This is a genomic window from Pseudomonas cyclaminis (assembly GCF_015163715.1).
Classification (GTDB): domain Bacteria; phylum Pseudomonadota; class Gammaproteobacteria; order Pseudomonadales; family Pseudomonadaceae; genus Aquipseudomonas; species Aquipseudomonas cyclaminis.
The window spans coordinates 19,029-40,582 of record NZ_JADDUM010000074.1 but is presented as its reverse complement, the minus strand read 5'-3'; the positions used below and the strand labels follow the sequence as shown (position 1 = coordinate 40,582).

General features: G+C 61.0%; 19 protein-coding genes. 13 read left to right on the top strand and 6 right to left on the bottom strand.

Translation table 11 applies throughout. The features are described 5' to 3' along the window. Positions 1–34 precede the first annotated feature (34 nt). The 11 genes from IQK56_RS11335 to IQK56_RS11285 all read left to right on the top strand — a co-directional run bounded on the left by IQK56_RS11335 (position 35) and on the right by IQK56_RS11285 (position 12,730). The gene (locus IQK56_RS11335; RefSeq protein WP_099586226.1) at positions 35–355 is read left to right on the top strand and encodes a DUF2388 domain-containing protein; all 321 of its coding nucleotides are present in this window, start codon (positions 35–37) and stop codon (positions 353–355) included. Further along, entirely contained in the window at positions 352–2,313 is a 1,962-nt protein-coding gene (locus IQK56_RS11330; RefSeq protein WP_193863687.1) for a DUF7844 domain-containing protein, read from the top strand. The genes IQK56_RS11335 and IQK56_RS11330 overlap by 4 nt, the downstream gene beginning before the upstream one ends. Before the next feature lie 315 nt (positions 2,314–2,628). Further along, positions 2,629–3,936: a CitMHS family transporter gene (locus IQK56_RS11325; RefSeq protein WP_122309502.1), complete on the top strand. Its 1,308-nt coding sequence runs from the start codon at positions 2,629–2,631 to the stop codon at positions 3,934–3,936. 64 nt (positions 3,937–4,000) lie between these two features. Then, entirely contained in the window at positions 4,001–4,768 is a 768-nt protein-coding gene (locus IQK56_RS11320; protein ID WP_099586223.1) for a TerC family protein, read from the top strand. Between the two features lie 213 nt (positions 4,769–4,981). Continuing rightward, positions 4,982–6,640: a Na/Pi cotransporter family protein gene (locus IQK56_RS11315; RefSeq protein WP_122309508.1), complete on the top strand. Its 1,659-nt coding sequence runs from the start codon at positions 4,982–4,984 to the stop codon at positions 6,638–6,640. Between the two features lie 57 nt (positions 6,641–6,697). Beyond that, on the top strand, positions 6,698–8,080 hold the full coding sequence (locus IQK56_RS11310; protein WP_193863686.1) for a M16 family metallopeptidase: 1,383 nt from the start codon (positions 6,698–6,700) through the stop codon (positions 8,078–8,080). A 72-nt stretch (positions 8,081–8,152) separates the two neighbouring features. Next, positions 8,153–9,184: a DUF5924 family protein gene (locus tag IQK56_RS11305; RefSeq protein WP_099586220.1), complete on the top strand. Its 1,032-nt coding sequence runs from the start codon at positions 8,153–8,155 to the stop codon at positions 9,182–9,184. A gap of 55 nt (positions 9,185–9,239) precedes the next feature. Further along, entirely contained in the window at positions 9,240–10,388 is a 1,149-nt protein-coding gene (locus IQK56_RS11300; protein WP_150761192.1) for an ABC transporter permease, read from the top strand. Continuing rightward, positions 10,385–11,188: an ABC transporter ATP-binding protein gene (locus IQK56_RS11295; protein WP_099586218.1), complete on the top strand. Its 804-nt coding sequence runs from the start codon at positions 10,385–10,387 to the stop codon at positions 11,186–11,188. Before IQK56_RS11300 ends, IQK56_RS11295 begins: the two co-directional genes overlap by 4 nt. 1 nt (position 11,189) lies before the next feature. Continuing rightward, entirely contained in the window at positions 11,190–12,128 is a 939-nt protein-coding gene (locus tag IQK56_RS11290) for an MlaD family protein (protein WP_122309519.1), read from the top strand. Further along, complete coding sequence (locus IQK56_RS11285; RefSeq protein ID WP_193863685.1) at positions 12,125–12,730, top strand: ABC-type transport auxiliary lipoprotein family protein; 606 nt, start codon at positions 12,125–12,127, stop codon at positions 12,728–12,730. Before IQK56_RS11290 ends, IQK56_RS11285 begins: the two co-directional genes overlap by 4 nt. 93 nt (positions 12,731–12,823) lie before the next feature. On the opposite strand, the gene IQK56_RS11280 is transcribed toward IQK56_RS11285, so the two are convergent. From IQK56_RS11280 to IQK56_RS11260, 5 genes are all read right to left on the bottom strand, one after another. Next, the gene (locus tag IQK56_RS11280; RefSeq protein WP_193863684.1) at positions 12,824–14,053 is read right to left on the bottom strand and encodes a nucleoside recognition domain-containing protein; all 1,230 of its coding nucleotides are present in this window, start codon (positions 14,051–14,053) and stop codon (positions 12,824–12,826) included. A gap of 97 nt (positions 14,054–14,150) precedes the next feature. Continuing rightward, positions 14,151–15,482: a glutamate/aspartate:proton symporter GltP gene (gene gltP, locus IQK56_RS11275; protein WP_193863683.1), complete on the bottom strand. Its 1,332-nt coding sequence runs from the start codon at positions 15,480–15,482 to the stop codon at positions 14,151–14,153. A gap of 728 nt (positions 15,483–16,210) precedes the next feature. Then, positions 16,211–16,678 carry an inhibitor of vertebrate lysozyme family protein gene (locus tag IQK56_RS11270; protein WP_150674594.1) on the bottom strand — a complete coding sequence of 156 codons (468 nt, stop codon included), beginning with the start codon at positions 16,676–16,678 and terminating at the stop codon, positions 16,211–16,213. A 2-nt stretch (positions 16,679–16,680) separates the two neighbouring features. After that, complete coding sequence (locus IQK56_RS11265; protein WP_003170804.1) at positions 16,681–16,845, bottom strand: DUF1328 domain-containing protein; 165 nt, start codon at positions 16,843–16,845, stop codon at positions 16,681–16,683. 80 nt (positions 16,846–16,925) lie between these two features. Beyond that, complete coding sequence (locus IQK56_RS11260; protein ID WP_122306523.1) at positions 16,926–17,222, bottom strand: hypothetical protein; 297 nt, start codon at positions 17,220–17,222, stop codon at positions 16,926–16,928. Positions 17,223–17,600: 378 nt separating this feature from the next. Between IQK56_RS11260 and algB the strand changes: the two genes are divergently transcribed. Further along, entirely contained in the window at positions 17,601–18,947 is a 1,347-nt protein-coding gene (gene algB, locus IQK56_RS11255; protein ID WP_122306522.1) for a sigma-54-dependent response regulator transcription factor AlgB, read from the top strand. A 10-nt stretch (positions 18,948–18,957) separates the two neighbouring features. Beyond that, positions 18,958–20,745 (top strand): ATP-binding protein, encoded by a 1,788-nt coding sequence (locus tag IQK56_RS11250; protein WP_150674593.1) that lies wholly within the window; start codon positions 18,958–18,960, stop codon positions 20,743–20,745. A gap of 3 nt (positions 20,746–20,748) precedes the next feature. Here IQK56_RS11250 and IQK56_RS11245 read toward each other — a convergent pair whose 3' ends face one another. Beyond that, the gene (locus IQK56_RS11245) at positions 20,749–21,525 is read right to left on the bottom strand and encodes an N-acetylmuramoyl-L-alanine amidase (RefSeq protein ID WP_122305539.1); all 777 of its coding nucleotides are present in this window, start codon (positions 21,523–21,525) and stop codon (positions 20,749–20,751) included. Positions 21,526–21,554: the final 29 nt, after the last annotated feature.

Sequence of the window (21,554 nt, the reverse complement as noted above, 5' to 3'; positions counted from 1 at the left end):
CTTGTATTTCCATCTTTGTATTCGGAGTTATTCCATGCGTAGCCCGCTGATCGCCGCCACCCTAGGCTTGCTGTTGTTGGCCGACGTTGCACAGGCACAAACCCTGGTGGCCACCAGTAACATCATTGTTCGCGCCTCCGGCCGCACCATTGATTTCACTTCGGACACCACCACCTCCATCCGTGACTCCAAAGTCGTGCGCGAAGCCCACGATGACGCCGCCAGCTTCGTCGCCACCCACGGCGAAATCCGTGGCGCACAGTTGGAAGCCGCCTTCGACACCCTGCGCACCCGCCTGCCGGAAGCCCGCGACGCCAGCGACCAGACCCTCGCCGAAGCCATCCTCGCTCTGTGAGGCGCCTCGCTGCCTGGCTCCTGGCCGGGACTGTGCTGCTGTGTGCCAGCGCAGCCCAGGCCAGCCTGCAACTGCGGCTCAAAACAGGCGGCTTGAGCCCGGCAGAACAGCAGGCCAGCCAGGCATTGCTCGATGAGGCGATGCGCTCACTGCCGCCGCGCTTTATCGAGCAGCTGGACCGGCGCATTGATGTCGGCTGGACCGACAAGATGCCTGACAATGCTTATGGTCAGGCCTCGCTGGTGTCCGAGCTGGACCTCAACCGCAACCTGCTCGCCAGCCTGACCGATGGCAGCGCCGCCACCCAGAAAACCAATCGTCCCCACGGCACCGTGCGCCGGGAAATGCTTGCCACCGTGCTGCATGAACTGACCCATATCTATGACCGTGCACGCCTGTGGTCCCAGGACGAGCGCGCACTGATCCAGCGTTGCAGCCGCCAGAACAGCATCACCGGCCTGATCGGCCTGCCCGATCAATGCCGTGGCCAGAATGAACGCCGTTTCACCCTCAGCGATGACCCGCGCCTGCTTGACCTCGCCGGCTGGCCGCAGTACGTCGGTCGGCGCGGTGAGCGCGAGCAGCACAACCGCCAAATCGTGCGCAGCCCGGACATCTACGAAACCACCAGCCCGCTGGAATTCGTCGCGGTCAACATGGAGTATTTCCTCCTCGACCCAAGCTACGCCTGCCGGCGCCCGGCACTATTCCGCTATTACCAGCAACACTTCGGCTGGGCGCCGCCTGAACAGGACGCCTGCGCCAAGGCCTACCCGTTCCTCAATGCCGGTAACGACTTCGCCAAGACGCCGCTGGGCCATGTGGACCCGGAGCGGGTCTACGAGATCGACTACCTGCTCGCTGAAGCCAACCAGAATCTGGTCAGCCGCTGGGGCCACAGCATGTTGCGCCTGGTGATCTGCGCTCCGGGCCGCCCCCGTGGCCCGGATTGCCGTCTGGATCTGGACCAGCATCTGGTCTTGTCCTACCGCGCATTTGTCGGCGACGTACAACTGTCGAGTTGGGATGGGTTGGTGGGCAAGTACCCGTCACGGCTGTTCGTATTACCCCTGGCCCAAGTCATCGACGAATACACCAAGACCGAACTGCGCGGGCTGGCCTCCGTGCCATTGAAGCTGTCACGCCAAGAAATCAACGACACCGTCGAACACGCCGCAGAAATGCACTGGAGCTACGACGGCAGTTACTTCTTCCTGTCCAATAACTGCGCGGTCGAAAGCCTGAAGCTGTTACGCAGCGGCAGCGCCAACCCGCAATTGACTGGTCTTGACAACATCACCCCCAACGGCCTGCTGGAAGTGCTGCAAGCCCGTGGCCTGGCCGATACCAGCGTGCTGGACGACAAACGCGAAGCCCTGCGCCTGGGCTATCACTTCGACTCGTTCCGCGAGCGTTACCAGGCGATGTTCGACGTGCTGCGCAAACACCTGCCGATCAAACAGACCCAGGTTGAAGACTGGCTATCGTTGAGTGCCGCCGAACGCCGCCCCTGGTTCGACCAAGCCGATCTGCGCACCAGCGCCGCGTTGCTGCTGCTGGAGCAAGCCAGCTTTCGCAAGCAATTGATGCTGGCCCAGGATGAGGTCAAACAACGCTACCTCGGGGCGCGTGAGCTGAAAAACGGCGGCATGGAAAAAGCCAACGCCACACTGCAACAGATCCTCGCCAACAGTGGCTTCCTCAGTCGGCCAGCCGAATTGCTTGGTAGCGGCGGTTACGGCCTGCCACAACCGTCGGAAGCCAAGCGTCTGGAATCGGAAAGCGCCGAACGCCAGAAACAACTGCAGTCGCTGACCGGCGAGCTGGATAAAGAGGTGAGGGCGCTGCTGGACCCTTCCCGCGCCGCCGAGATCGCCGCGTGCGAGTCCAACCTCAAGCAGGTAGGCGAGCACCTGCGCAAACTGCACAAGGCAGCCGGCGGCCTTGAGCTGCCCTGACGTAGCCGAGATAAACCCAGTTCAAATGTGGGAGGGGGCTTACCCCCTCCCACATTTGACCTATGCACGTCTGAAGACCGCGCGTCTGCCCGCCATAACTGTTTGTCCAACGAAAGCTGGCTGAAAGCTTTCGCGTCTAGGATCGCCCCCACTGCCGGCAAAAGACCGGCTGTTTACAACAACAATGGTGATTCCCGATGTCCGCCCGTACCCGCCTGTTCGCCCCAACTCCCCCCGTACGCCTCGTGCCTTTCGTTCTGCGCTGACCCACCCCGGTTCGCCATTCCCTAGCCGCGCTACGCCTGGAGTATTCCTATGCTGACTTTCCTTGGCTTTGCCATGGTCATCACGTTCATGTTCCTGATCATGACCAAGCGCCTGTCCGCGCTGATCGCCTTGATCATTGTGCCGATCCTGTTCGCCCTGTTTGGTGGCTTTGCACCAGAGATCGGCCCGATGATGCTTGCCGGCATCACCAAGCTTGCGCCGACCGGCGTGATGCTGATGTTCGCCATTCTCTACTTCGCACTGATGATCGACTCCGGCCTGTTCGACCCGGCCGTGCGCAAGATCCTCAAGATGGTCAAAGGCGACCCGCTGAAGGTTTCAGTCGGCACCGCCGTACTGGCCTTGGTCGTGTCCCTGGACGGTGACGGCGCCACCACCTACATGATCTGCGTGGCCGCCATGCTGCCGCTGTACCAGCGCATTGGCATGAGCCCGCGGATCATGGCCGGCTTGATCATTCTCGCCGGTGGCGTGATGAACATGACCCCTTGGGGTGGCCCGACCGCCCGCGCCGCCAGTGCGCTGCACGTGGACCCTTCGGATATTTTCGTACCGATGATCCCGGCCATGGCCGCCGGCGTCGTCGCGATCCTGGTGATCGCCTACATGTACGGCAAGCGCGAGCGTGCGCGCCTCGGAGAACTGCACCTGCAAGGCGACGAGATCGACCACAGCGAAATCAGCGTGTCGCAATTCCCAGACGCGCGCCGTCCGAAGCTGATCTGGTTCAACGGCGCCCTGACCCTGGCCCTGATGTGCACACTGATCGCCGGCCTGCTGCCGTTGCCGGTGCTGTTCATGGTGGCGTTCAGTATCGCGATGATCGTCAACTACCCCTGCCTGCAACAGCAGAAAGACCGCGTCGCTGCCCATGCCGGCAGCGTTCTGGCGGTGGTGGGGTTGATCTTCGCTGCGGGTATCTTCACCGGCATCCTGTCGGGTACCGGCATGGTCGATGCCATGTCCAAGAGCCTGCTGGCGGTCATCCCTGACGCCATGGGCCCGTACCTGGCGGTGATCACGGCGCTGGTGAGCATGCCGTTTACCTTCTTCATGTCCAACGATGCGTTCTACTATGGCGTGCTGCCGGTGCTGGCCGAAGCCGCCAGCCACTACGGCATCACCGCCGTGGAGATGGCCCGCGCCTCCATCGTTGGCCAACCGGTGCACTTGCTCAGCCCGTTGGTACCGTCGACCTACTTGCTGGTGGCCCTGGCCGGTATCGAATTTGGCGATCACCAGCGCTTCACCCTGAAGTGGGCAGTGCTGGTGTGCCTGTGCATAATGTTCGCCGCATTGCTGATGGGGATTTTTCCGCTGTTCAGCACTCTATAATCGTACAACCCAACTGCGCCGGCCCTACGCCGGTGCGGTCTAACACACGCTCAAAGGAATACACATGGAATGGCTGACCAATCCGGAAATCTGGATTGCCTTCTTCACCCTGACGGCCCTGGAGATCGTCCTCGGCATCGATAACATCATCATGATTTCGATCCTGGTCAGCCGCATGCCCAAGCATATGCAGGCCCGCACCCGGATCTTCGGCCTGGCGCTGGCCATGGTCACGCGTATCCTGCTGCTGCTGTCGATCACCTGGGTCATGCAACTCACCGCCGACCTGTTCGTGGTGTTTGGCCAAGGCATTTCCGGACGCGACCTGATCCTGTTCTTCGGTGGTCTGTTCCTGCTGTGGAAAAGCTCCCAAGAGATGTACCACGCCCTGGAAGGTGAAGACGAATCCCACGACGAGCCGAAAGGCGCCGGTGGCAAGTTCATCTACACCATCATCCAGATCGCGATCATCGACATCGTGTTCTCCCTGGACTCGGTGATCACCGCTGTCGGCATGGTCTCCCATGTACCGGTCATGGTTGCCGCCATCGTGGTTGCCGTCCTGGTGATGATGCTGGCTGCTGGCACCATCAGCGAATTCATCGACAAGCACCCGTCGCTGAAAATGCTGGCGCTGTCGTTCCTGCTGGTGGTGGGTACCGTGCTGATCGCCGAATCCTTCGATGTGCACGTGCCAAAAGGCTACGTCTACTTCGCCATGGCGTTCTCGCTGGCAGTAGAAGCGGTGAACATCAAGATGCGCACCGCCATCGCGAAAAAGAAGAAACAGCAGGATCCCGTGAAACTGCGCAAGGACATCCCGGGTCAATAACCCGAGCCAGTCGAAAAAACGGGGCGCTTGCGTCCCGTTTTTTTTCATCCGCACAAAGCTGATTTCATGACAGTTTTGTTTCAATCCCCACTTTAGCTATGCGATGCTGGCGCAGAGCCCATTCGCCAACTACAGCTTAAGTACAAGACGTAGAGCGGCACGCGGCAATTTTCCTTCGCTCCTGTTGGAGCACACTTACACGGGGGGCCGAGCATGCTGACCTTGCTCAATCTGCTTTCCGCCGTGACCCTGCTTATCTGGGGCACGCACATCGTCCGTACCGGCATCCTGCGGGTCTACGGTTCCAATTTGCGTCAGGTCATTGGGCATAACATGTCCAAGCGCTGGCTTGCGTTTGTCGCCGGCATCTTGGTGACAGCCATGGTGCAGAGCAGCAACGCCACGGCCATGCTGGTGACCTCATTTGTCGGCCAGGGCCTGATGGGCCTGATGCCCGCCCTGGCGACCATGCTCGGCGCCGACGTCGGTACCGCGCTGATGGCGCGGGTACTGACCTTTGACTTGTCCTGGCTGTCGCCGCTGCTGATCTTCCTTGGCGTTATTTTCTTCCTGTCACGCAAACAGACGCGGGCAGGGCAGTTGGGGCGGGTCGGCATCGGCCTCGGGTTGATCATCCTTGCGCTGCAACTGATCGTCGAAGCCGCCGGGCCGATCACCCATGCTCAGGGCGTCAAAGTGATCTTCGCCTCGCTGACTGGCGACATCCTGCTCGACGCCCTGGTCGGCGCCTTGTTCGCGATGATTTCCTACTCCAGCTTGGCTGCCGTCCTACTGACGGCCACCCTGGCCGGTGCCGGTGTGATCGGCCTGCACGTGGCCATCGGCCTGGTGATCGGCGCCAACATCGGCAGTGGCGTGCTGGCCTTCCTCAGCACCAGCATGCAAAACGCCGCCGGGCGCCAGGTGGCCCTGGGCAGTCTGTTGTACAAACTGATCGGCCTGCTGCTGATCATTCCGGTGCTCGACCCCCTCGTGCGCTGGATGGACGGTTTGGACTACAGCACCCAAGGCATGGTCATCACCTTCCACCTGCTCTACAACGTCAGCCGCTGCCTGATCCTGCTACCGACCATCGGCCCAATGGCACGCCTGTGCGCGTGGTTGCTTCCCGAACGAGAAGAGTCCAACGGCAAGGCCAAGCCCCGTCATCTGGACCTCACGGCCCTCACCACACCCAGCCTGGCCTTGGCCAATGCCGCCCGCGAAACCCTGCGCCTGGGCGACCTGATCGACAACATGCTCACCTCCATGCAGGAAGTACTGCGCGGCAAGCAAACTGCCATTACCCAGGAGATGCGCAGCCTCAGTGATGACGTCGAAGCGCTCTACAGCGCGATCAAACTCTATCTGGCGCAAATGCCCCGTGAAGACCTCAGCGAGCAGGACAGCCGCCGTTGGGCCGAGATCATCGAGCTGTCGATCAACCTGAAGCTCGCCGGTGACCTGATCGAACGCATGCTGCGCAAAGTCCAGCAGCAGAAAACCTCCCAGCGGCGCCAGTTTTCTGAAGTCGGCCTGGAAGAACTCACCGGGCTCCACGGTCAGTTGATTGCCAACCTGCGCCTGGGCCTGTCGGTGTTCCTCAGCGCCGACCCGGAAAGCGCCCGCCAATTGCTGCGGGAAAAGCGCCGCTTTCGCGCCCAGGAACGTCGCCTGGCCCATGCCCACGTGAGTCGCCTGCAGCGCAAAATCGTACAGAGCCTGGAAACCAGTTCCCTGCATCTGGAGCTGATTGCCGACATGAAACGCCTCAACTCGTTGTTTTGCAGCAGTGCGTATGTAGTGTTGGAAACGTCCGACACCGGCGCGCTCTCGGCCGAAGATATTGCCGACATCACGCATTCGCCCTGAACGTACGATGGCCCGTGAAGTCAGTTAAAGCTGACCTCACTCGCCAGGAAGCCAGTTATGCGTCGCCTGTTATTCGCCTGCCTGCTCATGGGTTCTGCCCACGCCTTTGCCTTTGACCGCCTGCAAGTCGAGGGCTACACCTTGCCCAACGGCCTGCAATTGCTGCTCAAACCGGGTACCGAACGCGGGCACGTGGCGATCCGGCTGGTAGTCGGTGTAGGCCTGGACGACTTCGCCTGTGAGGAAAAGGAACTGCCGCACTTGCTCGAACACATGCTGTTCAGTGGCATCGACGGCGGCGGCGAAGGCGATCTCGAAGAGCGCATGCAGGCCCTGGGCGGTGAGTGGAATGCCTACACCAGCAATGCCGACACCACCTTCGTGATCGAGGCCCCCGCGCACAACCAGCGCAAGGTGCTCGACCTGTTGCTGGCGATCATCACCCGCACTGAACTGACCGACGCCAATATCGATGCGGCCAAAAAAGTCGTCGAACGCGAAGACGGTGGCCATTACTCGCACCTGCAACGCCTGCTGGATCGTCAAGACCTCGGCCACACGGCCAGCAATCAACTGGCCGTGGAGCTGGGCCTCAAATGCGCCGAGCGCGCCGAAGTCGAGCACCTGACCCGCGACCAGTTGCAGACACTGCGCAAAAACTGGTACGCCCCCAACAACATGACACTGATCGTCGTCGGCGAACTCGACAAACTGCTGCCGGCCTACCTGGAACGCACCTACGGCGAACTCGACCCGGTGGACCCCACCGAGCACAGGCCCCTGCCGGACATCCAGCACACCGCCCTCGGCCACCGCGACCTGATCCACGGCTGGGTGGGTAACGGCGCCAAGCTGCACTGGCTGTTCCCCGAACCGATGCTGGACGACCAGCACGATGAAACCTACGACCTGCTCAAGGATTACCTCGACTGGGCGCTGTACCGCCAACTGCGCCTCAAGCACGGTTTGTCCTACGGCCCCTGGAGCGAACGCGAAGTGCTCGGCGGCGTCGGTTTCCTCAGCCTGAATGCCGACCTTGAGCGGGAAAACCTCCTCGAAGCCGAACAGGTGCTGCACGACCTCACCGCGCAATTGCTCAAGGACGGTCTGGATCCGGCCACCTTCGCCCGCCTGCAACAAGCCGCCATCGCCCGGCAAGCCTGGGCCGTGCAGGGCAACAGCGCCTTGGCCGACTACTATTGGGCCGCCGCGGCGGACTATGACAAGGGTCGTTTCAGCGATCCAGCCAAACGCATCAAGGCCGTCAACCTGGATCAGGCCAACGCGGCCCTGCGCCAAGTGCTCAAGCAGCCAGGCTACTGGCGTATCGAAAAACCGCTGCTGAGCTACGACATGCTCAACTGGATTGGCGCCGGCGTGCTCGGCCTGATCGCCATTGTGTTGATCGGCGTGCGGGTTTATCGCAAACGGATCACGTAATCGGACACCGGACACCAGGCTAAGACGTTATTCTGTCTGGGATTTTTTCCTACAAAGACTGCGAACCGCCGAATGCAAAACGTGACCCGTTTAATCACCCGCATCCTCGAACTGATGAAGCGCTACCCAGGGGTGATTGCACTCGGCGGCTTCATCTCGGGTGTGTGCAGCTTCATCTTGGTGGACCGCCAGCAGGGCATGGCCAGTTGGATCGCGGTCATCATGCTGGTGAGCTGGCTGTGGCTGATGTTGGAGAACAGCTTCACCCAGCTGTTTACCAAGGTGTTCAAGCGGGAAATTCCCGAACCGCTGCTGCGCTACGCCACCCAGATGATCCATCAGGAAAGTCTGTTCTTCGTGCTGCCGTTCTTTTTCGTCACTACGGCGTGGAACAGCGGCCAATCGGTGTTTACCGGCCTGCTCGGCGCGGCGGCACTGGTGTCGATCATCGACCCGCTGTACTACAAATGGCTGGCGCCCAAGCGCTCGCTGTTCCTGGCGCTGCACACCCTGACGCTGTTTGCCGCACTGCTCACCGCGCTGCCAATCATCCTGCACCTGACCACCGCCGAGAGTTACAAACTTGCCCTCGGCGTGGCCATGGCGTTGTCGATTCCAAGCCTGGCGGTGAGCATGCCGCTGCGCAGCCTCAAGGGTTGGGCGATGCTGCTGGGGGTGACCGCCGCGATTGGTTGCGCAGGTTGGTTCCTACGCAGTTGGGTACCACCGGCCACGCTGTGGATGACTGAAGTGGCCATCAGCACCCAGTTGCAAGACCGCACGCCAGGCGATGACCTCAAGGAAGTCACTGCCGCCCAACTGCGCAGCAGCGGGCTCTACGCCTACACCGCGATCAACGCGCCACGCGGGCTGAATGAGCGGATCTACCATGTGTGGAAATTCAACGGCAAAGAGGTCGACCGCATCGCCCTGGACATCCACGGCGGGCGCAAGGAAGGCTATCGCGCCTGGACCCACAAGCAGAACTTCCCGCCCGATGCGGTAGGACGCTGGCAGGTTCGGGTACTGACCGAAGATGGGCAGGTGATCGGCGTGCTGCGTTTCAAAGTGACTGACGCAGCACAAACGGACAACCCGAAGTAGGCGGTATCGTGCTATTACGTAGGAATTGTGGATAGCCAATACAAGCTTGGAGCTTATGACCAGTAGTCCCACGGCCGGCGCCGCCCACCTCGACACCTCCACCACCCCTCCGTTACTGCGGATTTCGGGGGACTGGACGCTGTCCCACTACGCTAACCTGAAGAAGCTGTCGGACAAACTCGACGGCCAATATGACGCCGGTGCCCGCATCGACCTCAATGGGCTCGGCGCCCTGGATACTGCCGGCGCCTCGCTGCTGGTGGAGCTACTGGGCCCAACCCGTATCGAGCAATCCGCCGAGCAGACCGATTGCAGCCTGTCCGCTGCCGACCGTGCCTTGCTCAAGACCGTCTACCGCTCCCTCAATGACTTTTGCGTACCGGAAAAAGCGCCGGAAGAGGCTGCCGGTATCCAAGTGCTGGCCCGCATCGGCCGGGCGGTGGATACCGTCTGGCAGGACAGCAAGCAACTGTTGGGCTTCGTTGGCCTGATCCTCGAAACCTTTGCCCGCGGCATTTTGCGCCCCAAGCGCTGGCGCCTGACGCCGATGGTTGCCCATCTCGAACAGGTCGGCCTCGATGCCGCACCCATCGTGGCGTTGCTGACCTTTCTGGTCGGTGCCGTGGTGGCGTTTCTTGGCGCCACGGTACTCAAAAGCTTCGGCGCGACGATTTTTACCGTGGACCTGGTGGCGTTCTCCTTCCTGCGCGAATTCGGCGTGTTGCTCACCGCGATCCTGATCGCCGGCCGCACCGCCAGTGCCTTCACCGCGCAGATCGGCTCGATGAAGGCCAACGAAGAAATCGACGCGATCCGTACTCTCGGCCTGGACCCGATGGAGCTGCTGGTATTGCCCCGCGTACTCGCGCTGCTGGTGGCGCTGCCAATGCTGACCTTTTTGGCGATGCTCTCGGGGATCGTCGGTGGCGGCGTGGTGTGTGCCGTGGCGCTGGATATTTCGCCGGCGATGTTCCTCTCGCTGCTGCAGTCGGACATTGGCGTGCAGCATTTCCTGGTGGGCATGGCGAAAGCGCCGATCTTCGCCTTCCTGATCGCGGCCATTGGCTGCCTTGAAGGGTTCAAGGTCAGCGGCAGTGCCGAATCGGTCGGCGCCCACACCACCTCCAGCGTGGTGCAATCGATCTTTGTGGTGATCGTGCTGGATGCGGTCGCCGCGCTGTTTTTCATGGAGATGGGCTGGTGAGTCGCTTACACCGTGCACCCGCTGAGGCGGTGATTGAGGTGCGGGGCCTGTGCAATCGGTTCGGCAGCCAGAGCGTGCACGAGAATCTCGACCTGGACTTGTACAAGGGCGAAATCCTCGCCGTGGTTGGCGGCTCCGGCAGCGGCAAGTCGGTGCTGTTGCGCAGCATCGTCGGCCTGCGCCGGCCCAGCGAAGGCCAAGTGCGAGTGTTCGGCAAGAACCTGCCGAGCCTGTCGGAGCATGAGCGTTCGCTGGTAGAGCGGCGCTTCGGCGTGCTGTTCCAGAAGGGCGCGCTGTTTTCTTCGCTGACCGTGACCGAGAACGTCGCGCTGCCGCTGATCGAGCACGCCGGCCTCAGCCGCCGCGACGCCGAGCACCTGGCGGCGGTCAAGCTGGCGCTGGCCGGGCTGCCGCTGTCGGCGGCCGACAAATACCCCGCGTCGCTGTCCGGCGGCATGATCAAACGCGCCGCGCTGGCCCGCGCCCTGGCGCTGGACCCGGACATCCTGTTCCTCGACGAACCCACCGCCGGCCTCGACCCGATTGGCGCAGCGCAATTCGACCAACTGATCCTGACCTTGCGTGATGCGCTTGGCCTGAGCGTGTTCCTGGTCACCCATGACCTGGACACGCTGTACACCATCACCGACCGCGTAGCGGTGCTGGCGCAGAAGAAAGTGCTGGTGGCGGACGCCATCGATATCGTCTCGGAAACGGACGACGCCTGGATTCACGAATACTTCCACGGCCCCCGGGGCCGCGCGGCATTGGATGCCGCTCAACCGCTCAACGAGGTATGACATGGAAACCCGAGCCCATCATGTGATGATCGGTCTGTTCAGCGTGATCGTGGTGGTCGGCGCGATGCTGTTTGGCCTGTGGCTGGCCAAATCCAGCGTCGACAGCGCCTTCCAGGATTACGAAGTGATCTTCAACGAAGCGGTCAGCGGCCTGTCCCAGGGCAGCTCGGTGCAATACAGCGGGATCAAGGTGGGCGACGTGATCAGCCTGAGCCTGGACCCCAACGACCCGCGCCGCGTACTTGCGCGTATCCGCTTGGCCGGGCAGACGCCGATCAAGGAAGACACCCAGGCCAAACTTGCGCTGACCGGCATCACCGGTACGTCGATCATCCAGCTCAGCGGCGGCACACCCCAAAGTGCGGTGCTCAAGGGCAAGGACGGCAACCTGCCGCAGATTATCGCCTCGCCATCGCCCATCGCTCGGTTGCTGAATAACAGCAATGACTTGATGACCGGTATCAACCTGCTGCTGCACAACGCCAACAACATGTTCTCCTCGGAGAACGTCGACCGTTTGAGCAAAACCCTGGACAACCTGCAGCAAACCACCGGCGCCATTGCCGACCAGCGCGGCGACATCAAGGTGGTGATGCAACAACTGATGCAGGTGAGCAAACAGGCCAGCGCCGCGCTGGAACAGACCACCGTGCTGATGCGCAATGCCAATGGCTTGCTCAATGATCAAGGCAAGCAAGCCTTCGGCAGTGCCGAACAGGCGATGAAATCCCTGGAGCAAAGCACCGCCACCATCAATACCTTGCTGACCAACAACAAGGACTCGGTGAACAGCGGCATGCAGGGCCTCAACGAACTGGCGCCGGCCGTGCGCGAACTGCGCGAAACCCTCGGTTCGCTGCGCGCCATCTCCCGCCGCCTCGAAGCCAATCCCAGCGGTTACCTGCTGGGCAGTGACAAGAACAAGGAGTTCACGCCATGAAGCGTGCTTATCAAATGATCGCGCCTGTGGCGCTGGCACTGGTGAGCGCCTGCTCGATCCTGCCCAAGGCCGACCCGTCGGACGTGTACCGCCTGGCCTCGGCCCAGGCGACGACCCAAGGCACGCCGGTGAACTGGTCGCTACGGCTGAGCAAACCACAAACCAGCGAGTTCCTCGACAGCCCGCGCATCGCCGTGGTGCCCAATGGCGACCTGATCAGCAGCTATGCCAACTCGCGCTGGAGCGACCCCGCGCCGGTGCTGTTGCGTAATCGCCTGCTGGACGGCTTCCAGCGCGATGGCCGGGTGACGCTGTTGAGCACCGACGACACCAATCTGCAGGCCGACTACGAGCTGGGCGGGCAGTTGCAGGCGTTTCAGAGCGAGTACCGGGGCAGCGCGGTGGAGGTGGTGATCCGCCTCGACGCACGCCTGGTGCGGGGGAGTGATCAGCGGATCATTGCCAGCCGGCGCTTTGAAGTGCACCAGGCGGTGACCGACACCAAAGTACCGGCGGTGGTGGCAGGGTTTGGGTTGGCGGGAGATCAGTTGAATAAGCAGGTGGTGGACTGGGTGGTGCAGCAGGGTGTTGCGAAACGCTGAGGGCCTCATCGGGGGCAAGCCCCCTCCCACATTTTGAATGTATTCACAGATCAACATGTGGGAGGGGGCTTGCCCCCGATAGCAATCTAAACCTTAACCAAAGAACCAGTAGCACACCGCAATCGCCGCCACTACACCGGCGAACTCCGCCAGTAGTGCACAGCCCACCGCATGCCGCGCCCGCTGGATGCCCACCGAACCGAAGTACACCGCCAACACATAAAAGGTGGTTTCCGTACTGCCCTGGATAGTCGCCGCCACCAGTGCCGGGAAACTGTCCACGCCCTGGGTTTGCATCGTCTCGATCAGCATCGCCCGTGCGGCGCTGCCGGAGAACGGCTTGACCATCGCGGTCGGCAACGCATCGACGAAGCGCGTGTCCATACCGGTCCACGCCACCACATGGCGAATGCCTTCCAGGCCGAACTCCAGGGCCCCCGAAGCACGCAGCACGCCAACGGCACAGAGCATCGCGACCAAGTAAGGCAGCAGGTTCCTGGCCACGTCGAAGCCTTCTTTGGCGCCTTCGACAAACGCTTCGTACACCTTTACCTTGCGCAGCGCACCTATCATCAGGAACAGCATGATCAGGCCAAACAACGTGAGGTTGCCGAGGATCGACGACAAACCGGCCAGCGCGGTGGCGGACAGGGTTGCCAGTAACGCCATAAAGCCACCCAGCACCAGCGCACCCGGAATCAGGTAAGCCAGCACCACCGGGTCCCACAGCCGCAGGCGCTGCATCACCGCCACCGAAAGCAGGCCCACCAAGGTGGAAGCGCTGGTGGCCAACAGGATCGGCAGGAATACCAGTGTCGGGTCGGCAGCGCCTTGCTGGGCGCGGTACATAAAGATGGTCACCGGCAGCAGCGTCAGCGACGAGGCGTTAAGCACCAGGAAGAGGATCTGCGCATTACTCGCCGTGTTGGGGATGGGGTTGAGTTCCTGCAACGCCTTCATGGCCTTCAGGCCGATAGGCGTCGCGGCGTTGTCCAGGCCCAGGCCGTTGGCGGCGAAGTTGAGCGTGATCAGGCCGATGGCCGGGTGGCCGGCGGGCACTTCCGGCATCAGGCGGCGAAACAGCGGGCCAAGGGCCTTGGCCAGCCAGTCGACGATCCCGGCCTTCTCGGCAATGCGCAAGAAGCCCAGCCACAGCGTCAGGGTGCCGAACAGCAGCACCATCACTTCCACCGACAGTTTGGCCATGGCGAAAATGCTTTCCACCATCGCCGCAAAAATCCCGGCGTTACCGCCCACCAGCCATTGCGCCAGTGCTGACACCATCGCCACGACGAAAAAGCCAAGCCACAGGCCATTGAGCATCAGTTAAATCCCCCGAAAGATGGGGCGAATGATAGCGGGGCTGGCAGAAACGACAAACCCCGGATTTACCGGGGTTTGTCTTAGAGCCGTGGAGCGATCAGCCGCGAGTGGCTTGGGCCGTCGGCAGGGCTTGCTTGGTGCGCCAGTGCGGCAGCGAATTCCAGTAGCGCTCGCCCTTGGCGTCGTCGTACATGCCTTCCCAACGGGAGATGACCAATACCGCCAGCGCGTTACCGATCACGTTGAGGGCAGTACGCGCCATGTCCATGATGCGGTCCACACCGGCGATGAACGCCAGGCCTTCCAGCGGAATACCGACGCTGCCCAAGGTGGCCAGCAGTACCACGAATGACACGCCCGGTACGCCGGCGATGCCTTTGGAGGTGACCATCAGGGTCAACACCAGCATCAGTTGCTGGCCGATCGACAGGTCGATGCCGTACAGCTGGGCGATAAAGATTGCCGCGATGCTCTGGTACAGGGTCGAACCGTCGAGGTTGAACGAGTAACCGGTCGGCACCACAAAACTGCAGATTGCCTTCGGCGCGCCGTAGCTTTCCATCTTCTCGATCACACGCGGCAGCACGGTTTCGGAACTGGCGGTGGAGTAGGCCAGCACCAGCTCATCCTTAAAGATGCGGATCAACTTGAGGATCGAGAAGCCAAACAGGCGGGCAATCAGGCCCAGTACGGCGAAGGCGAAGAACAGGATGGCGACGTAAACCAGGATCACCAGCTTGGCCAGCGGCAGCAGGGAGGCGAAGCCGAAGTTGGCCACCGTCACCGCGATCAGCGCGAATACGCCGATTGGCGCGTACTTCATGATCATGTGGGTGACTTTGAACATGCTCTCGGACACGCCCTGGAACATGGTCACCAGTGGCTCGCGCAGCTCAGGCTTGAGACTCGACAAGCCCAGCCCGAACAGCACCGAGAAGAAGATGATCGGCAGCATCTCGCCACGGGCAACAGCGGCGAAGATGTTCGACGGAATCAGGTTGAGGATGGTTTCGATGAACGCATGCTCATGCTGCACTTCGGCGGCGGTCGCCTGGTACTTGGAGATATCCACCGTACCCAGGGTGCTCATGTCGATGCCCGCGCCCGGGTGAAACAGGTTGGCGAGCAACAGGCCGACCACGATGGCGATGGTGGTGACGACTTCGAAGTAAAGGATGGTTTTGACGCCGATGCGACCGAGCTTTTTCGCGTCACCGACACCGGCAATGCCGACGATCAGCGAGGAAATCACAATCGGGATCACGATCATCTTGATCAGGCGGATAAAGATATCGCCCGCTGGCTGCAATACGTTGCTGATCCACCAGGCCTTTTCAGCACTGAAATGGTTGAGCACTGCACCGATTGCAATCCCCAGCACCAAACCGATGAGGATCTGCCAGGCGAGGCTTAGCTTTGCCTTCTTCATGTCATTACCCTTACTTCAAGTGAACTTAAGGCAAATGCGCCAGCTGGACCGCTCGAAAGCGAAAAAGTGTGTGCATCTGCCTCCATGAAAGGTCACCGCAGCGTGGCCGAAATGGCTTACTGGCAGGCGAAAAAAGGCGCAACTATTCCGATGCAAGGGAGCGACGTCTAATGCCGTAAACGCCTACCCTATGCCGAATCGGCATGACTTTTTTTCATAATAACTGTCCGAACGGTCAGTTCAAATGCGACATTTTGTCAGGTGAATATGCCGTGAACCGGCCAATTCAGGCTCGCGCAGAGATTCTGCACGTGTTTGGTGCATTGGCAGGAATGCCTGGGAATCCGGTGGGATTACGTCAGAATTGTCCTATAGACCCCACAAAACTTTCTCGATAGATGGTCGTCTCGACATACCAAGTAATGGTTGGAAACAAGCAAAAAGAAAATTAGCGGCTATGGGTGGCATAAAAGGCAGGGATGAACGCTATAAGCCCGCCGCAAGTTCAGCAAGCTTTGAGCTTGTGAACCTGCGCCGCAGCTTTTCGCCTGACCCGGCCCTTGCGCAGGCACTCCCTGTACCCGTAGGTCACGCCGATCTCATTTGATCAGAGCAACCCGGCCCCTTGGTCATGCACCGCCCCTGGGGAGCGGTACAAACAGAAAGAAGCGTGCTTGCTTCTTTCTATGGACGCTGGCCCCGTTGACGACAAACGCGTCAGACGGCACCTAGTACCAATTCGGATCTTTCTTCAACTGCTCCATCAGCAACTTCTGCATGCCTTCATCCGGCTTACCGATAAAGCGGTAGTCGGCGTGCCGCGTTGGAGATTTGTCTGCCGGCAGACCGGCGGGGACTTCAACCAACATGGCGTAGGCATCTTCCTTGTCGAGGCTGAAGGCGACGATCAAGCGCTTGCTCTTGCAGGTCTCTGCGGTTTCGCACAGCGGCCCGACCAAGTACTTGTCACCATCCTCTTCCACGGCATTCATCTGCTCCGCCGTGCCCGACAGGTTCATCACCCATTCCGGCAGGCGCTCTTCTTTTTTCACCACGTCTTGCCAAGTCTCGCGGTACTGCGGGTCCGCGGTCAGCAATTGGTTGGCTCGGGATTGGCCGTCATTGGCGGCCATCGCCAGGCCGCTGCCGCCCAAGAGCAGGGCGGCAGCAATGGCTTTAAAGCACAGAGTGGTCATATTCAGCCTCGGCCGCGACGACCAAAGAAGAACGAAGCGATGAACATCACCAGGAAGACTACGAACAGGATCTTGGCGATCCCCGTGGCGGTGCCCGCAATACCACCGAAGCCCAGAACTGCAGCCACAATGGCGATGATCAGAAATGTGATTGCCCAACTCAACATGGTGATTCTCCTTACGCTTCGATAGAGGTAACAGCGGTGATGCCGTACGGACGTTCAACACAAACGACCGCATTTGTTGCCTAGAACACCCAACGCTCTTGGGCTGGCAGCTCGCCCAGGGTCGAATCCTGGTCAGCCACTCTCAATTGGGGTGCGGTTACATCAGCAGCGCTACCGACGGTACGGCTGCCAATGGAACTGAAATGGGTCTGGGTCATTACCGGACGTTCGAACTGCGGGGCTTGTTGCTGACTCTGCTGCCAATGCTGCATCTGCTGGCCGGCAATCAGCGTGACCATCACGGCCAAGCTGGCAAACATGCCTTGCTGCAAGCGCAGCGGCGATACACGCATTTGGCTGAGGGTTTGGCGAGTCATGCTGATGTTCTCCCGCATTCTGATTATTCGTTGGGAGAGGTATTGCAGAGCGCATGCCAGCTTTTTATCAAAATAAAAACCAATAAAATCAGTAGGTTATGCAATAAGCGTTTGGCTCGGATGCAGCATCCTGCACGATACCCTCCGAAGGGCCGTGCGAAATGCACGATGGCCAGCGGTCGGATCAAAGGATCGAAATCGACGGTGAGGTTGCCGAAGTGGCAAGACGGTATGAAAACGCCACCAGGCGGGGCTGTGATAGGAAGAGATGCAGATACCTGCACGGCAATGCGTTTTATCAATCAGAATAAACCATGCAACTTGCCCGATTATTCCGGGACTAAACACCATCATTCATAGTTAAGGAGCGCGGGACAGATGGAATCAGCCAAGGAACTTCAAGGCCGCATTCTTTTAGTGGATGACGAGTCCGCGATCCTCCGCACCTTCCGTTATTGCCTGGAAGATGAAGGCTACACCGTCGCCACCGCCAACAGCGCCGCCCAGGCAGATGCCCTGATGCAACGTCAGGTGTTCGACCTGTGCTTCCTGGACCTGCGCCTGGGCGAAGACAACGGCTTGGACGTGCTGGCCCAAATGCGCATCCAGGCGCCGTGGATGCGCGTGGTGATTGTCACCGCTCATTCCGCTGTCGATACCGCCGTGGACGCGATCCAGGCCGGTGCCGCTGATTACCTGGTCAAGCCTTGCAGCCCCGATCAACTGCGCCTCGCTACGGCTAAGCAGTTGGAAGTGCGCCAGCTCTCTGCGCGCCTGGAGGCATTGGAAGGCGCGGTGCGCCAGCCCAAGGACGGCCTCGACTCCCATAGCCCATCGATGATGGTAGTGCTCGAAACCGCACGCCAGGTGGCCGGGACCGACGCCAACATCCTCATCCTCGGCGAGTCCGGCACCGGTAAAGGCGAACTGGCTCGCGCCATTCACGGCTGGAGCAAGCGCGCAAAGAAATCCTGCGTGACCATCAACTGCCCGTCGTTGACTGCCGAGTTGATGGAAAGCGAGCTGTTCGGCCATAGCCGTGGCGCCTTCACCGGCGCCAGTGAGAGCACCCTGGGCCGAGTCAACCAGGCTGACGGCGGCACGCTGTTTCTTGATGAGATCGGCGATTTTCCCCTCACGTTGCAACCCAAGTTGCTCCGTTTCATTCAGGACAAGGAATACGAGCGCGTGGGCGACCCGGTGACCCGTCGCGCCGACGTGCGCATCCTCGCCGCCACCAACCTGAACCTGGAAGACATGGTGCGCGACGGGCGCTTCCGTGAAGACTTGCTGTACCGCCTCAACGTCATCACCCTGCATCTGCCACCGCTGCGTGAGCGCAGTGAAGACATCCTGACGCTGGCCGACCGCTTCCTGGCGCGCTTCGTCAAGGAATACGCCCGCCCGGCGCGCGGCTTCAGTGATCAAGCGCGTGAAGCCCTGCTCAACTATCGCTGGCCCGGCAACATCCGTGAACTGCGTAACGTGGTGGAACGCGCGAGCATCATCTGCCCGCAGGAAAAGGTCGAGATCGTCCACCTCGGCATGGCCGAGCAACCGACCAACAACGCCCCGCGTATCGGTGCGGCATTGAGCCTGGACGAGCTGGAGAAAGCCCATATCGGCGCCGTTCTGGCCACCAGCGACACCCTGGACCAGGCGGCACGTACCCTCGGCATCGACGCGTCGACCCTGTACCGCAAACGCAAACAGTACAACCTGTGAGCTGCACCCTATGAAGCTAGCGATGAAGCTGCGCACTCGGCTGTTCCTGAGCATCTCAGCGCTGATCACCGTCGCCTTGCTGGGCCTGATCCTGGGCCTGGTCAGCGTGATGCAGATGGCCAAGACCCAGGAATCGCTGATCCGCAGCAACTTCGTCACCCTGGACCTGGGGCTTAAACTGCGCCAGAGCCTGGGCGACCAGTTGATCATGATGCTGGAGCAGCGCCCCGACCCCGAGGCGTTGCAAGCCTCCAAAAAGCGTTACTTCGACTTGCTGGACGAAGGGATCGCCCACGAGCAGCGCGATGGCCGTGGCAACGGTTTCAGCCAGGCGCGCCTCCAGTACCAGGACTTGCTTGAGGCATTCGATCAATCCCAGCAAGCCTCGCCGCCGCCAGACAGCAAGCAAAGACTGACCGAAACTTTCAATGTGCTGCGCAACGGGCTGATTGCAGAACATAAACAAGCCCTGGAAAACATCAGCGCCAGCGAGCACAAATCCCGCGAGCGGGCCTTGTTGATCGCGGGTTTGCTGGGGTTGGTGGGGCTTGCGGTACTGATCATCGGCTTTGTCACGGCCCACGGTATCGCCCGGCGGTTTGGCGGACCGATTGAAGCGCTGGCCAAAGCGGCGGACAAGATCGGTCAAGGCGATTTCGAAGTGACGCTGCCGATCTCTTCAGCGGCAGAAATGAACTTGCTGACCCGCCGCTTCGGTCTCATGGCCGAAGCGGTGCGCCAGCATCAAGCGACCAACGTCGATGAACTGCTGGCCGGCCAGCAGCGCCTGCAAGCCGTGCTCGACAGCATCGACGATGGCCTGCTGATGATTGACCGCCAAGGCCGCCTGGAGCACCTCAACCCCGTCGCGCAGCGCCAGTTGGGCTGGGACGAGGAACGCCTCGGCCAAGGCCTTGGCGAGGCGCTGATACGCCCGGAGCTGGACGAGCAGCTACAACTGGTGCTGCGCGGAGGCAACCTGGAGCGGGCGCCGGACGATCTGGAGGTGGAAGTCGAGGGCGAACTGCGTCTGCTGACCTACAGCCTCACACCGGTCAGCCATACCGAAGGGCATATTCTCGGCGCCGTGATGGTGCTGCACGACGTCACCGAACAGCGCGCCTTCGAACGGGTACGCAGCGAATTCGTCCTGCGCGCCTCCCATGAACTGCGCACGCCGGTGACCGGCATGCACATGGCATTCGGCCTGTTCCGCGAACGTGCGAAATTTCCGGCGGAGTCCCGCGAAGCGGACCTGCTGGATACGGTCAATGAAGAAATGCAGCGCCTGATGCAGTTGATCAACGACTTGCTCAACTTTTCGCGTTACCAGAACGGCTTGCAGAAACTCACCCTGGGGCCGTGCGACGTGACCGATCTGCTCGAACATGCTCGTGCACGCTTTGTGGAGCCCGCCAACGCGCAGCGGATCGAGTTGCTGGTAGAAGTCCAATCCGGCCTGCCGCGCCTGTATGCCGACCAAGCGCAACTGGAGCGCGTGCTCGACAACCTGCTGGGCAATGCCTTGCGTCACACCGCCGACGGCGGGCAGATTCATCTGCAGGCGCGGCGCCATGGCGAGCGGGTCATCATCAGTGTCGAAGACAACGGCGAAGGCATCGCCTATGGCCAGCAGGGGCGCATTTTCGAACCCTTCGTCCAGGTGGGCCGCAAGAAAGGCGGCGCCGGCCTGGGGCTCGCGCTGTGCAAGGAGATCGTGCAATTGCACGGCGGCCGCATGGGCGTGTATTCGCGGCCGGGGCAGGGTACGCAGTTCTACATGGCGTTACCGCTTTAAAACTTAGCGCCGGTTGAGGACACGCAGGATGGCGGCACTCTCGGCATCCGGCTCGCCAACGAACAGGGAAGGCCGGAAACGCATCTGGAACGCCGCGATTACATGGCGCGTGGCGACATCCAGCTCACCGGTCTGGGGCGTCGGGTAACCGAGCAGCGCCAACTCTTCCTGAAACCAGGCAATGCTCGGCAGTTCAGCAGCATATTGCACCTGCAAACGCGCAACGGCCTGGGCATCCGGCCACACACCAAGACCTTCATCGGCCAGACGCTTCCAGGGGAACAACGGACCCGGATCCAGTTTGCGCAACGGTGCTATATCGCTGTGACCGATGATGTTCTTGGGATCGATGCCATTGCGCTTGCTGATGTCCTTGAGCAACACCACCAGCGATTTCACCTGGGCCTCGGAATACGGGTACCACAGGCGGCCAGTGGGCGTGTCCTTATAGCCAGGGTTTACAATTTCGATCCCAATGGAGCTGGAGTTGAGCCAGGTACGCCCCATCCACTCGCTTTCTCCTGCGTGCCAGGCGCGCTGGCTTTCATCTACCAGCTTGTAGATGGTAGCGGAGGCGTCGTCGCCGATCAGGTAATGCGCGCTGACCTCGCCATGGGTCAGCAGGGCCAGGGATCGCTCAAGATTGGTGGAGGTGTAGTGGACGACCACGAACTGCACACGGTTGTCGTGGTTCGCCGAAGGGTGGCTGGTGTCCAGGCGGGGACCGCTGGCGCAGCCGGCGAGCAGGAGAAACACAAAGGCGAAGTACAGGGATTTCATGGCGGTAGACGGTACGCTGAAGACGATAA

Coding starts and splice junctions, on each gene's coding strand:
- IQK56_RS11335 (WP_099586226.1), top strand. CDS start 35: ATGCGTAGCCCGCTGATCGCCGCCACCCTAGGCTTGCTGTTGTTGGCC.
- IQK56_RS11325 (WP_122309502.1), top strand. CDS start 2,629: ATGCTGACTTTCCTTGGCTTTGCCATGGTCATCACGTTCATGTTCCTG.
- IQK56_RS11320 (WP_099586223.1), top strand. CDS start 4,001: ATGGAATGGCTGACCAATCCGGAAATCTGGATTGCCTTCTTCACCCTG.
- IQK56_RS11315 (WP_122309508.1), top strand. CDS start 4,982: ATGCTGACCTTGCTCAATCTGCTTTCCGCCGTGACCCTGCTTATCTGG.
- IQK56_RS11310 (WP_193863686.1), top strand. CDS start 6,698: ATGCGTCGCCTGTTATTCGCCTGCCTGCTCATGGGTTCTGCCCACGCC.
- IQK56_RS11305 (WP_099586220.1), top strand. CDS start 8,153: ATGCAAAACGTGACCCGTTTAATCACCCGCATCCTCGAACTGATGAAG.
- IQK56_RS11300 (WP_150761192.1), top strand. CDS start 9,240: ATGACCAGTAGTCCCACGGCCGGCGCCGCCCACCTCGACACCTCCACC.
- IQK56_RS11290 (WP_122309519.1), top strand. CDS start 11,190: ATGGAAACCCGAGCCCATCATGTGATGATCGGTCTGTTCAGCGTGATC.
- IQK56_RS11285 (WP_193863685.1), top strand. CDS start 12,125: ATGAAGCGTGCTTATCAAATGATCGCGCCTGTGGCGCTGGCACTGGTG.
- IQK56_RS11280 (WP_193863684.1), bottom strand. CDS start 14,053: ATGCTCAATGGCCTGTGGCTTGGCTTTTTCGTCGTGGCGATGGTGTCA.
- gltP (WP_193863683.1), bottom strand. CDS start 15,482: ATGAAGAAGGCAAAGCTAAGCCTCGCCTGGCAGATCCTCATCGGTTTG.
- IQK56_RS11270 (WP_150674594.1), bottom strand. CDS start 16,678: ATGACCACTCTGTGCTTTAAAGCCATTGCTGCCGCCCTGCTCTTGGGC.
- IQK56_RS11265 (WP_003170804.1), bottom strand. CDS start 16,845: ATGTTGAGTTGGGCAATCACATTTCTGATCATCGCCATTGTGGCTGCA.
- IQK56_RS11260 (WP_122306523.1), bottom strand. CDS start 17,222: ATGACTCGCCAAACCCTCAGCCAAATGCGTGTATCGCCGCTGCGCTTG.
- algB (WP_122306522.1), top strand. CDS start 17,601: ATGGAATCAGCCAAGGAACTTCAAGGCCGCATTCTTTTAGTGGATGAC.
- IQK56_RS11250 (WP_150674593.1), top strand. CDS start 18,958: ATGAAGCTAGCGATGAAGCTGCGCACTCGGCTGTTCCTGAGCATCTCA.
- IQK56_RS11245 (WP_122305539.1), bottom strand. CDS start 21,525: ATGAAATCCCTGTACTTCGCCTTTGTGTTTCTCCTGCTCGCCGGCTGC.